10 protein-coding genes are annotated in these 12,375 nt (G+C 63.6%); 3 read left to right on the top strand and 7 right to left on the bottom strand.

The window, feature by feature from the left end:
• Positions 1-88: 88 nt before the first annotated feature.
• On the bottom strand, positions 89-907 hold the full coding sequence (locus tag XH83_RS29850; RefSeq protein ID WP_194404195.1) for a YkgJ family cysteine cluster protein: 819 nt from the start codon (positions 905-907) through the stop codon (positions 89-91).
• Positions 908-1,149: 242 nt separating this feature from the next.
• Positions 1,150-2,214 (bottom strand): ketopantoate reductase family protein, encoded by a 1,065-nt coding sequence (locus tag XH83_RS29845; protein ID WP_194404194.1) that lies wholly within the window; start codon positions 2,212-2,214, stop codon positions 1,150-1,152.
• A gap of 621 nt (positions 2,215-2,835) precedes the next feature.
• Between XH83_RS29845 and XH83_RS29840 the strand changes: the two genes are divergently transcribed.
• Positions 2,836-3,930 carry an alpha/beta hydrolase gene (locus tag XH83_RS29840; RefSeq protein ID WP_371746182.1) on the top strand — a complete coding sequence of 365 codons (1,095 nt, stop codon included), beginning with the start codon at positions 2,836-2,838 and terminating at the stop codon, positions 3,928-3,930.
• A 25-nt stretch (positions 3,931-3,955) separates the two neighbouring features.
• Here XH83_RS29840 and XH83_RS29835 read toward each other — a convergent pair whose 3' ends face one another.
• Entirely contained in the window at positions 3,956-4,435 is a 480-nt protein-coding gene (locus XH83_RS29835; RefSeq protein WP_194404193.1) for a MarR family winged helix-turn-helix transcriptional regulator, read from the bottom strand.
• A gap of 538 nt (positions 4,436-4,973) precedes the next feature.
• Between XH83_RS29835 and XH83_RS29830 the strand changes: the two genes are divergently transcribed.
• Positions 4,974-6,545: a porin gene (locus XH83_RS29830; protein ID WP_194404192.1), complete on the top strand. Its 1,572-nt coding sequence runs from the start codon at positions 4,974-4,976 to the stop codon at positions 6,543-6,545.
• A 409-nt stretch (positions 6,546-6,954) separates the two neighbouring features.
• Here the strand turns inward: XH83_RS29830 and XH83_RS29825 are convergent, their stop codons facing one another.
• The 4 genes from XH83_RS29825 to XH83_RS29810 all read right to left on the bottom strand — a co-directional run bounded on the left by XH83_RS29825 (position 6,955) and on the right by XH83_RS29810 (position 11,333).
• On the bottom strand, positions 6,955-7,590 hold the full coding sequence (locus tag XH83_RS29825) for a MarR family winged helix-turn-helix transcriptional regulator (protein ID WP_194404191.1): 636 nt from the start codon (positions 7,588-7,590) through the stop codon (positions 6,955-6,957).
• An 859-nt stretch (positions 7,591-8,449) separates the two neighbouring features.
• Positions 8,450-9,775, bottom strand: coding sequence for a flagellar protein export ATPase FliI (gene fliI / locus XH83_RS29820; protein WP_194404190.1), 1,326 nt, complete (start codon positions 9,773-9,775; stop codon positions 8,450-8,452).
• Between the two features lie 40 nt (positions 9,776-9,815).
• Positions 9,816-10,544 carry a flagellar basal-body rod protein FlgF gene (flgF, locus tag XH83_RS29815; RefSeq protein ID WP_194404189.1) on the bottom strand — a complete coding sequence of 243 codons (729 nt, stop codon included), beginning with the start codon at positions 10,542-10,544 and terminating at the stop codon, positions 9,816-9,818.
• A gap of 3 nt (positions 10,545-10,547) precedes the next feature.
• Entirely contained in the window at positions 10,548-11,333 is a 786-nt protein-coding gene (locus tag XH83_RS29810; protein ID WP_194404188.1) for a DUF1217 domain-containing protein, read from the bottom strand.
• Positions 11,334-11,476: 143 nt separating this feature from the next.
• Here XH83_RS29810 and motA point away from each other — a divergent pair, with 143 nt between their 5' ends.
• Entirely contained in the window at positions 11,477-12,373 is an 897-nt protein-coding gene (motA, locus tag XH83_RS29805) for a flagellar motor stator protein MotA (protein ID WP_194404187.1), read from the top strand.
• Positions 12,374-12,375 lie beyond the last annotated feature (2 nt).

Below are 12,375 nucleotides of genomic sequence, written 5' to 3'. Positions count from 1 at the left end.
CCGTCATTCGCGGACAGCGGCTTATCAATCCCGCCGCGACGCGTCGAGCGGCATGGCGCGGATCATGCCGCGTTGCCCACGGCGGCGTTCAGCCGTGGTTCGATTGCCGTAGAAGTGCGGGCCGATAGGGGGCTTGCGGATCGTCGTCCTCGTTCTCGGGGATGACGCAGGAGCCGAATTCCTGCCTGATCCGCTCCATCTCGGCGATGCGCTCGTGCAATCGCTGCAAATGTTCCGGCGAGGTTGCCCGCCAGAACCGGAACGTGTCGGCAGTGAGCGGCACGAAGGCCGTGCCGAACAGCGTCGGCTCGGGAACGACGGTGCGTCCGAGCAGCAGAAAGCGGTCGGCGCCGGAGACGACGAGGGTGGCATAACCCCGGTTTCCGATCCGCCTGATCCCGTTCAGCGACCATTCGGCGAGCTTGCTGAAATAAGGCTCCTCGCGCCAGCGATCAGGGCAATGGTCGTCGACCGTCACGTTCACCGCATCCTGGCTGAAATGCACGATGATGCCCGACTTCGCCGGGAACCAGTCGTCGTCGAGATGCCCCTGCAGCCAGGCGCAGACGAAGGAGCGGCACATCTGGGGGCGGCGGTCGTAGATGGTGCAGCCGGTGCCGGTCTGCCAGTGCTTGCAGAGCTGGTTCACCGGCTTGTCGACGGCGGCCACTTCGAGAATGTCGCAGCATGCGTTGCACGATCCGCATTGCCGGGCCAGGGGCGCGGCTTTCGGCACGGCGGTCGCACGAAAGCCCTGGCCGTCGCGGACCAGCAGCTTCTGCTTCTCCAGCGTGTTCAACGCGCGCTCGACCTTTAGACGGGACAATCCGGTCGCGTCGATGAGACTCTTCATGGTTGTCGCGCCGGCCTCCACCGCGCGCACGACCTGCAACGTCGACTGATCCATCTTCGATGACTTGTTCTTTCGCCCATCATCCGGCCGTCGCCGGCAGACCCGGAACCTGCTGTCCGGAACCGGCGTCCGGAGATGCTGCCGAGACATCTCGGCAGCCTCCATTAAGTAAGGCCAGACGTCGCATGGATGCAAATATTTCGCAAACAGGGCGGGGGCCGAGGCGGACGCGGCTGATCCGGCCGCGATCTTCCCAATGGGCGCGCAGGCGGCAAGCAATGCTCGGAACGGCGCGCCTACTGCGCGCCGGATCCGCCCTGAACGATCTTCTCGTTCAGCTTCTGGTCCACGGTGTCGACCGTGCGGTCGATCTCGGGATTGGGCACGCCGAGCTGATGCGAGATCAGCTTCACCAGGAGATCGACGCGCTCGATGAAGGGCGCGCCGCTTGCGACCGCACGCGCGGCCGACGACGGCTTGAGCAGGCTCTCGGCGGCCTTTGCGTATTTCGCGAACGGTACCTGGTCTTGCGGATCGGCGCCGAGGCGGCGCGCGATGGCATCGACATGGTCGTAGATCGTCTGCGAGCGCTTGATGTCGCCGTGCACGGCGTCGCGGATCGACTGCGGCTCGTTCGGCGTGATGCAGCGGTAATTGCCGGTGAGCAGCATCGACCATTTCGCCAGCGGCACGAACAGGGAGTCGAACACTTTCAGCTTCACTGGCACGTCGTGGCCGTCGAGCGTCACCGCGTCGATGTCGGCCTCGAGCTCACGCAGCACCTTGTTGTGCTTCTCGTCGGCGAACACCGAGGCCTTGAAATTGGTGGGCAGGCCGACATGCAGCACGTTCGCGGCTTCTTCCGGCGGACGGAACGCCTGCGGGTCGGGCGAGCACAGCGTCACCAGCCCCGGCTCGAACCGCTCCCACACCTGCGCATTGGTATAGGCCTCTTCGAGGTCCATATCGGCGAGCGCCGGGATCCGCTTCAGATAGGGTAGCGGCGGCATGTTCATGATCGACAGACACGGCAGCTTCGCTGCGGCGATCTTGACCATGAGCATGCGCACGGTGTGGTTGGTGTATTGCGGCTCCTGCATCGCAAGGCCGACCAGATCATAGCGGGAGAGGTCGACATTGGCCGGGGTCACGGCGTCGAGCTTGCCGGGCAGGTCGCGCGAGAAGATCGCCCGGTGCACCGCCTCGTCACGCAGCTTGATGCGCACCTCGGTACCTTCGCGGTTGATCAGCTCGGCGGTCTTGGCGCGGCAGACCAGGGTCACGTTGTGCCCGGCCATCAGCAGCTTCGTGCCCAGCAGCGAGCCGTAAGAAGCCCCGAGAATCAATACGTTGCGCGCCATGCTCCGTCCCTTTGACAATGTGCGTGATTTTTTAGCCCCGGCCGTCATCCGCGGGCGAGTTGCCGGCATGTAAAGCGAAGTCCGCGGAGATGGCAACTGGGATAATGCATACAAGGGTGACCGGCGAGCTTCCTGAAACGCCCGCATGCGCCCCCCAAATGTGCCGAAGAATTTTGATTTACAGAATTTGGGTCTAGTCGCTCTCGCGCGCGTGACGACTTGTCATGAGCACGTCACATAAGTCGTCGCGTCATTGCAATGGATCAGCGTGCCGGCGGCTTCCGTCCTCGTATTGTCAGGTAAGGCGGCAATCGGACGCATCTCACCATATCGTGCGTTCACAACGGCGGTTTACGCAGTCATGTCTGTTTGATCGACAGGTGGCGCATTTCCGGCTTGCCAGTCGCAACAAGAGACGAACGAGCCCGCATCACTGGTGCGCGGCAAATGACTTTGGATCAGCGACGGAGCTGGGACGTGACGATCGCGTTGGGCGGGCTTGGACATTGCACCGAGGCCGGCTCGTTTGGAAGCAGGACCGTTTCGCGCAGTGCCTTCGCTGCGCCGAAGACGACGCTCGAGGATCCCGGCGCATGTCTGGGGGCGCGCGGATAGCGTCGTTTGGGGGCTGGCATGGAAAGTGATCATTGGCCACACGGCTCGTGCGATGGCTGCGGTCGCAGCCTGGCGCAGTTGCGGCATCGTGCGTCCGGATTCTTTGAAAGCTTGTCGGTCGCAGAACTCGGGCGGGAGACGCACCGGCATCTGTGGGTTTCGGACTGGCTGCGGGTTGCAGACGACTACCGGACCTTCGCCAAGTTCGCCGGCGAGGATGGGACCATCCCGACCGCGCGGGAGGCGTGGCTATGTGCGTTGACGGCCTTGGAAGTCGTCAGAAGCGTGTCTTGCCCAGGCGACGTCGAAGCCGCCGATTTCGCAAACGAGGTCGATATCAGCCTGAAAGGCTTGGCTGATGACGCCGGCCCCGCGATCGAGCGCGTGACCCTCGAAGGCTTTGATGAGGCGCCGCTCACCGGGTTCTTCGTGCCGGCGCTCTGCCGAACGTCGTCCGCCCCCGCGGTCATCTGCGTCGGCGACGAGGACATCACGCTGGGCTCGATGATGATCAGGCTGCTGCCGGCATCGCTCCGTCACAACATATCGCTCCTGCTCGTCGACGCCCGCCACTCATCCGCCCGCCGTCCCTTCAAGCCGGAGCAGATGCTTCAATGCTGGCTGGACTATCTTCAGGGGCGAGCGGATGTCGATCCGCAGCGGATTGCGATCTATGGCGAAGGGGCGGGCGCCGGGCATGCGTCCCGTCTTGCCCGCGCGGATCGCCGGCTCGCCGCCGCCGTGTGCGACGGGGGCCTATTGAGTCCGGTGATGTGCCGGGCATCGCTGCGCTGGATGACCGACGTCGAGCAGGCGGCCCTTGACGCGAGCGTGCCGGTTTCGATGATGGCCCCGCGCCAGCTCCCGTGCCCGCTGCTCATGGTGGTCGGAAGTCGCTCGATGATGCTGGAGCAGGATGCCCTCGAACTGCAATCGGCCTATCGACAGGCCGGAGCCGATTGCTCGGTGGTCGTTCCGAGCCGCATCCCGCATCCCCTCGGCGAGGTCGAGAATTTCGTCGCCGTCGACGATTTCATTTTCGAATGGCTCGACAGCAAGCTCGGAAGCGCCCCCCAGCTCGAGGACGTGACCTATCTCTAGTCGGCCGGGCTCGCTTCCCGGCGGATCACGACACGTCGATCGCCAGCAATCGCGCTGCCAGCCGGGCGTTCTTGGCGATCTTTGCCAGCGCGGTGTTCATGTCGGCCAGGGTCTTCTCGTCGAGATCGTTGAACATCGTCGAATTCAGCGCGAGCCTTCTCTTGGACAACTGCTCGATGTCGGTGGTCGCTTTCGCGGTCAGCGACATCAGCACGAAGCGGGCGTCGTTCGCCGCCGGCCGCCGCGACAGGAAGCCGCCCTTTTCCAGGATCTTGGTCTGGTTGGTCACGAAGGCCGGATGAACGCGCAATTTGTTCGCGATGTCCGTGCCGGCGACGCCTTGCCCCTGGTCCAGCTCGGTGATCGCCATCAGGATCAGCCATTGCGGCTGGGTAATGCCGAGCAATCCGGCCCAGCTGGTGTGGATGTCATCCAGCTGCGCGTGAATTTCGACGACATTCCAGATGAAGTCCCTGATCGCCTTGTCGAGCTTCTTCTCGATCATGCCGTCGCCCCTCCCCCTTTGGCGTTGATCCTTTTTTTATTGGTCTTGGATCAATGTTCTATCGGGATATCGCGGGGACGTCTCCTATGTCGCGCCTCGAAAGCAGGCGACAGATACAGCATTGTTGGAATGGCTTAGCCATTTGATACTTGCATAAATCAATTAATTCAATTACGTCTCGTGCCACTCAATCTTTGCTGCTCTTGACCCTATCGACAGACGGCGATGTGAGACCTCCAAGAAAGCCCTCGGGATGCCCCCTGGGGGCTTTTTACTTTTTATTCAGTATCTTAGTTAGCCTTCTCGCAAGCTCTGTTGCTCACGAGCAACATCTTCCGCCGAACTTACAATTCATTAGATCAATAAATTGAGGCGGTTGTTTTTATAAACTATACGTGAGTCACGACGGAGGGGGGGCACCTCACTGTCGTTTCAGTCCGCACCTCAGTGCGGATCTGAATTGGACGGAAATTATGAGGGTGAAGCGGTGTCCTCCGAGGAAGCCGAGCCCCCTGAATCGACCTGGAGGTTTACCTAAATGAAGTTGACGAAGTCGCTCTTTCTCGGCTCGGCTGCCGGCCTGATGGCCGTCTCCGGGGCGTTCGCAGCCGATCTTCCCGTGAAGGCCAAGGCGGTCGAATACGTGAAGATCTGCTCGCTGTACGGCGCCGGTTTCTACTACATCCCGGGCACCGACACCTGCATCAAGCTGGGTGGTTATCTGCGCGCCGAAGTCGCGTTCAACACCAACAGCAACTACGGCATCTCGAACGGTTCTCCGGCCGGTGCACACAACCGCCTGAGCAACTACTACCAGATGCGCGCTCGTGAAGATCTCAACATCGACACGCGCACCGCGACCGAGTACGGCGTCGTCCGTACCTTCTTCGACGGCGTGTTCACCTGGACCACCGGCGGCTATCAGGGCTCTGGCTCGGCGACGGGCGGCACTGTCTACACCGGCAACCTCGGCCTCAACACCTCCGGCGCCACCCCGGCGCTCGTCGGTTCGTCGGTCAACGGCACCGACGGCAACACCTCGGGCGGTTCGCTCGGCGTGTACTACGCCTTCATCCAGTTCGCCGGCTTCACCATGGGTAAGGCCGTGTCGCAGTTCGACGCGCCCTGGACCAACTATCCCGGCAACAACATCGACAGCCTCGTCGGCGGTTCCGGCACTGTCACCGGCGTCAACCAGTTCACCTACACTGCTGACTTCGGTCAGGGCGTGACGGCGGCGTTCTCGGCTGAAGACGCGACGGCTTACTATCAGGCCGGCAACGTCAACCTGACCGGCGCGACCGCTGGCAGCATGATCGGCGGCACCTACGGCACCAACGCCATCGGCGGTTCGCGTTCGCCGAACCTCGTCGGTATGGTCCGTGTCGACCAGGCCTGGGGCATGTTCCAGGCGTCGGTTGCTGCTCATGACAACCACGTTGCCTACTACGGCGCCAACGAAGCCACTGGCCACCCCGACGACAAGTGGGGCTGGGCAGTTCAGCTCGCCCTGTCGATCAAGAACATCCCGACCGGTGCGGGCGACGTGCTCAACATTTCGGGCGTCTACACCGACGGTGCGACCCGCTACAACTTCCAGAACCTGGCGGGCAGCAGCTACTCGATGTTCGGCAACTCGGGCGTTGCCTACCAGAGCGTCGGCTTCGCCTATGCTCCGGACACCGTGTTCGTCACGGGCGGCCAGCAGGAGACTGTGAAGACCTGGGGCTTCCGCGGCGCTTTCACCCATAACTGGGATCCGTACTGGAACACCGCGCTCTACGGTGCCTACGCTCAGGCGCAGTACGGCTCGACTGCCAAGACCGCGCTCTGCGGCGCTGGCGGTGCGGGCGGCGTGTTCGGCGGTCTCGCCGGTGTCACGGGTTGTAACCCTGACTTCGCCGTCGGCCAGATCGGCATCATCACCCGCTGGACCCCGGTCAAGAACCTGACGTTCTCGGGCGACCTGAACTGGACCCGCCTCGACCAGAAGTACTCGGGCACGGTTGGTTACGCCGGTGCCGGCACGACGGCCAAGCCGGCCGCCCTGTACGAGCTGAAGGATCAGGACAGCGTCACCCTGCTGCTCCGCGCTCAGCGCAACTGGTAAGATCAGTCGAAGTCTTTCGACGAGCACCCGGCGGGAAACCGCCGGGTGTTTTTTTGTGCGTGATGGTGCGGGAGATTCGGCGGCCGGTGGCCCTGGGGTGAGGGCAGCGATACCCGGGCCTCGGTCGCGAGCATCCCGGATGTCGCTGCGCGAAGGTGCCTGTCCCCCACGCTCACTGTCATCGCCCGGCTTGACCGGGCGATCCAGTAGTTCGAGACGGCCGTGATTGGACCGCGAAGCTGCGGCGTCCTGGATTCACCGCTTTCGCGGGGAATGACACGGCACCTGGAGAACAAGCTGCCGCCTCACAATGACGATGGGGAGAGCGCGTGCGCATTCAGGGAGAGGCGCGGCTGCGAAAGGATCCGCAAAGCCCTATCCGAAGACTCGCCCTGAAATTGAGCGCGTCTCAGCCCTGACTCGCCATCCGCGCGCGGTCGAGATGCTCTTCGATCTTCGGGCGGTCGCGGGTGCGCTCGAAGCTGGTGCACAGCAATTCGGTTTCCTCGAGCGAGATCGGAGCGCGATACAGCCGGCACATGAATTCGGCGCTTGCGCGTCCCTTGGAGGCCGCCGGGCCGCGTTCGGCGAGAAACATGCAGTCACGGCAAACGCTGGCATCGAGCCGTTGATGGGCTGCGTCGAGGTGATTGAGCACTTCGCGGAGCGAGTCGCGCAGCCTGACGCATTCGTCATTGCCGAGCGCCCTGACGGCGTTCACCACGTGATTGATCGGGTCGTGCTGGTTGAGGCACTTCTCGCCCTGCGCGGTGACGTGCAGGACGACGGAACGCTTGTCCTCCTGCGACGGCTTCCTCACCAGGAAGGACTTGCTCTCCAGCGTCTTCACGATTTGCGATGCGGTCGCTCTGGTGGCGCCGATGAAGCCGGCAAGCGCAGACGGCGTGCGCGAAAACCTGTTGGCGCGGCCGAGAAAGCGTAGCGCCATCCATTCCCGATCGCGCAATCCATGCTGGTTGCCTTCGAAATACCAAGCCCTCGCCGCTTGAACCAGCAGCTCGACGGCTTCCCGCGCCAATGGCATGAAGCTACCTCGTCCCCGGAACATCATTTGCGGCGTCCCGAAGCCGCTTTGCGCAACAGTCTGCGAATCCTTCGAAGGGCATCCAACGATTGCAGCCGTCCGGCGCGCACGTCGTGTCGAGCTCAGCTTCGAATGAACGAATTGCAGCGCGCCCGATCCTGATCCGCGAGGCTCGCGTGTTCTGGAGCGAGTCACTGCGCCATTGGCATGCCAACGGCGTCGTCGCACGGGAGCCCGGTTTGCCGTCGCCAGCAGACGATGGATCGGAATAGTTCAACCGAAGCCCCTGAGTTGAAGTCACACGCAGACGTTTCTTATATTCCGCCGAAACGATGAATGAGCTTCTCAACAAAATCAAGTACAGACCCTCGCGAGCCCCAGATGTCGTTGCGTGCGAATGTAACGTTCAAGACATTCTCGCTCGGTCAGTACACATGATAGTGAATGCAATACGTTGTGCCGCGAATGAAATGCACTCGGCGCTGCGACACCTTGATTGCATGTCATCTCGATGTCTGTGTTTCGGCGCAAACTGATTGAAGCTTGTGCAGGCCGACGATGCGTATAGGCAACGTCATCCACAACTTGTGCGTGGTGTCGGAGAATCATCGAGGGAACTCACAGGGATTGCACGTGCCGGTTGTTGATCGCCGCAGGCGCAGAGCCGACCATGCAATTGCTTCCGGCACGGCCGCGCGTTGCTCTCTCGCGCCAATGGCGGAGGCGTCACGACGAAAACCGGAGGCGGCTGTTCGGGCGCATGCGCCGGCGGCGTGGCGGCATGCGCAATCTCCTGTCGAAAACAACGCGCGGGAACGGCGCGGCGCGCATGTCGCACGCGGTCCCGGCTTCTCGACTGCTAGTCGCCCCTGAGCATGTCCCGGAGCTCGCGGAACGGATCGGCGCTCGGGGGAGCGGAAGCGTCTTGCCGCATCGCGCCGTAGATTTTCGGAACCATGTCGACAGCCTGGTCGAGGCCCGAATCACGCCCAGCCTGGTATCCGCCCATCAGGCGAAGGTCGCGCGTGTCCTCGTATTCGGCGATCATGGCGCGCAGCTTGCTCACCAATTCGCGCTCCTCGGGATCCCATACGTTGTGGGCGAGGCGGGAGACCGAGGCCAGAACGTCGACGGCCGGATAGCGCGCCTGATCGGCGATGTGCCTGGAAAGCACGATATGTCCATCGAGCGTGCTGCGGATGGTGTCGGCAATCGGCTCGTTGTGATCGTCGCCGTCGACCAGCACGGAGAAGATTCCGGTGATGGTGCCGGAACCTTCCTCGCCGGGGCCGGCGCGCTCCAGGAGGCGCGGCAGATCGGTGAAGACAGTCGGTGCGTAGCCGCGCGCGACCGCGGGCTCTCCGGCGGCGAGCGCGACCTCGCGGGCCGCATGAGCGAAACGGGTGATCGAATCGACCATGAGCAGCACCGATTCGCCGCGGTCGCGGAAATATTCGGCGACCGCCATGGCCGTCTTCGGCGCCAGCCGCCGCATCATCGGGCTTTCGTCTCCCGTCGACACGATGGTGACGGCGCGCTGACGATCGTTGCCCAGCACGTCCTCGATGAACTCGCGCACCTCACGGCCGCGCTCGCCGACCAGGGCCAGCACGACGGTGTCGAAACCCTGGCTGCGGGCGAGCATCGCCAGCAGCGTCGACTTGCCGACGCCGGAGCCGGCAAAGATGCCGACGCGCTGGCCGGCGCAGATCGGCGCGAACAGGTCGATGACGCGCACGCCGGTGCGCAGCGGCCTGTGCACGCGTGCGCGCTTCATGGCCGAGGGCGCGTCGGCTTCGGCCGAGACCGCAAGGGAGCCGGGAGTGAGGGGGCCTTGTCCGTCGAGCGGCGCGCCGAGGGCGTTGATGACGCGGCCCTTCCAGCTCGGGTCTGGCGCAAAGGACAGAGGCGGCATCCGGTAGGCGACCGAGCCGAGGCCGCCAGCGAAGTGCCGGTCGAACGGCTTGGCGACGATGCCCTCGCTGTCGATCCGCACCACCTCGCCGATCTGGGGCTTACCGGCCGAATTGACGCCGATGAGCTCGCCGAGCCTGACGAAGCGCGACAGGCCGGACACACGGAAATGCGTCGGCGCGATCTCGGAGATCGCGCCGCTGACGCTTGCCAGGGGAGTGCTCTGCTGAAGCTCCAGCAGCGCCCACTCGAGTTGCCGAAGAGCGTTCAAGGAAACCGTCCAACCTCAATCAATGCGCGCGAGGCGCGCTCTACTTGCCGGGTTCGCCCAGCGTGCGAATGGCGTTCTGAAGCGAGCCCTCGGTGCCCTCGATCATCGAATTGGTGCCGTCGAAGGCGCGCGAGGCCGCGATCAGCTTGGTCAATTCCATCATGGGATTGGCCCCGGAGCCCTCGACATAACCCTGCTTGAAGCCATCGCGCGAGAAATCGGCGATGGCGGTCGCGGGCCGGTCCGGCGTCACGCCGGAATTGCCGTAGCGCTCGAGATTGGCGTCAGAAGGGATGTTGAACAGGCCGATGGTGCCGATCTCGTTGTTGTCCTGGGTGATCGCGCCGCTGCGCGCAATCGAGATCGGCCCGCCATTGGGGTCGAGCGTGATCTGGGCGCCGCCGGAATCGACGACGGGGAAGCCGCTCACGGTCTGAAGATCGCCGTTGGGGGCGATCTGGAGGCGGCCGTCACGGGTGTAGACCGTGCCGTTCGGGCCGGCGAAGGCGATCCAGCCCTGTCCGACCACGGCGACGTCGAGCGGGTTGCCGCTCTCGGTGATGTTGCCCATCTCGCGCGAGATGATGTTATCGCCGGGCGAGGAGAAGGCGACAGGGTTCGGGCCCGCCTTGGACAGCACGGTCTCGAATTTCACCACGTCGGTGCGGAACGCCGCCGTGTTCACGTTGGCGACGTTGTTGGCGATCGTCTGGAGGCGCTTTTCGAGGGCGACCTGCGCCGACAATCCCACATAGAGGGCCGATTGCATGGGCTACTTTCCGAACCGGATGGACTGAAGTTTCGCGAGCATGTTGGTGTCCATGCTGGCCGAGGATACGCCGCCGATCAGGACCAGCGCGGGATTGGTCGAATTGTCGCTCTGGGCCTGGGTCGCGTCCCACATCGCCGCGAAGCGCTGCACGAACTTGGTGACCTTGGCCGGGTCCTTGAAATCGGCGAGGTTGATCCTGTTCGTGATCATCTTGGCCTGGGCGTCGATGTTGGCTGCGCTGATGGTCGAGGGCAGGCCGAGCGCGGTCTGCACCACCTGCGTCAACGCCTTGTCAGCGAGCACCTGGTAGGCGGTCGTGACCGTGGACGCCTTGCGGGTGAAATAGAGCGCCAGCCGCAGGCCCTCGTTCTGGTCGCCGGCCTTCTGCTCCATCGTCTGCGTGACGTAATGGGTGGCCGTTCCGGTCGTGGCCTGAACGGTCTTCGTCGCGTTGCTGCCGAGGGCGGCGAAATTGAAGGCCGTGGCGAATTCGCGGTAGCGGGTGTCGGTCAGCTTGTTGGCGAAGGTGTTCTTGTTTGCGACACCCTCGGTCAACACCTTGCGCATGAACGCCTTGGCGTAGGTCATGTCGCTGAGGCCGTAGGCCTTCATGGCGTAGGAATAGAGGCGATAGTCCTTCAGGAAGTCGTCGATCGTCTTGACGTTGCCGATATGGCTCAGGAAGTAATCGGTCTCGCGGCTGACATCCGGCTGCGTCGCGACCTGTGTCAGCGACTTGCCCATGTCCTTGGTCAGCCGGGTGTAGTCCGCGATGGTGGATAGCATGACACGCGCCTCTCTGGCCGCTGATGCGACGCGGCCTCAAGGTGCCGCCAATTGCTTGCGCGGGGCTGGCGGTGCGGGAAGCCAGCTTCGCGCAAGGCTCGCCGACTAGATATTCCCGATGGGATCGGCGATGGAGCGGCGCGTTGGGCAGTTTCGTGGGGGTTTTCATCACGGTAGCGGCGCTGCTCGGTGGATTTGCCGCCATGGGCGGGCACCTGGGCGTGCTCATGCAGCCGTGGGAATTCGTCATCATCATGGGGACCGCGGTCGGCACCTTCATCGTGGCCAATCCGTGGAAGACGGTCGTGGACACCGGCGTCGCCTGCATGCAGGCCATCACCGGCGCGGTGCCCGGCCAGCGCTACTACCTTGATCTGCTCGGGGCGCTGCATGCCCTGATGCGCGAGCTCAGGGGCAAGGGCCGCAACGAGGTCGAGGCGCATATCGACGATCCCGCGTCCTCCGAGATCTTCAAGGCGTTTCCGAGCGTGCTCGGCGATCCCTCGCTGCTCCAGTTCATCTGCGACTACGTCCGCCTCATCATCATGGGCAACGCACGCACGCACGAGATCGAGGCGTTGATGGACGAGGAGATCCACACCATCGTGAAGAGCAAGCTGGCGCCCTATCATGCGCTGGTGACGGTGTCCGAGGCACTGCCGGCGCTGGGCATCGTCGCCGCCGTGCTCGGCGTCATCAAGGCGATGGGCGCGCTCGACCAGTCGCCGAAGCTGCTCGGTGGTTTCATCGGCGCGGCCCTGGTCGGCACCTTCGCCGGCATCTTCCTGTCCTATGGCGTCCTTTCGCCCTTCGCGATCAAGATCAAGATGACGCGCGAGAAGAAGTGCCGCCCCTATATCATCGTCAAGCAGACGCTGCTGGCGTTCATGAACGGCGCCATGCCGCAGATCGCCGTCGAGCACGGCCGCAAGATGATCGCGAGCGGCGAGAGGCCCTCGATCGACGTCGTCGAGAACGAGACGATCGCAGGTCCCAAGGCCGTCGTCACCGAGCCCGAATCCAAGGCCGCCCGCGCATGATG

Source organism: Bradyrhizobium sp. CCBAU 53351 (assembly GCF_015291745.1).
In the GTDB taxonomy this organism is placed as follows: domain Bacteria; phylum Pseudomonadota; class Alphaproteobacteria; order Rhizobiales; family Xanthobacteraceae; genus Bradyrhizobium.
This window is presented reverse-complemented; position numbering and strand designations above follow the sequence as displayed.

Excerpts from the sequence above, each read along its gene's own strand:
- XH83_RS29850 (WP_194404195.1), bottom strand. The coding sequence starts at position 907 with ATGGATCAGTCGACGTTGCAGGTCGTGCGCGCGGTGGAGGCCGGCGCG.
- XH83_RS29845 (WP_194404194.1), bottom strand. The coding sequence starts at position 2,214 with ATGGCGCGCAACGTATTGATTCTCGGGGCTTCTTACGGCTCGCTGCTG.
- XH83_RS29835 (WP_194404193.1), bottom strand. The coding sequence starts at position 4,435 with ATGATCGAGAAGAAGCTCGACAAGGCGATCAGGGACTTCATCTGGAAT.
- XH83_RS29830 (WP_194404192.1), top strand. The coding sequence starts at position 4,974 with ATGAAGTTGACGAAGTCGCTCTTTCTCGGCTCGGCTGCCGGCCTGATG.
- XH83_RS29825 (WP_194404191.1), bottom strand. The coding sequence starts at position 7,590 with ATGCCATTGGCGCGGGAAGCCGTCGAGCTGCTGGTTCAAGCGGCGAGG.
- flgF (WP_194404189.1), bottom strand. The coding sequence starts at position 10,544 with ATGCAATCGGCCCTCTATGTGGGATTGTCGGCGCAGGTCGCCCTCGAA.
- XH83_RS29810 (WP_194404188.1), bottom strand. The coding sequence starts at position 11,333 with ATGCTATCCACCATCGCGGACTACACCCGGCTGACCAAGGACATGGGC.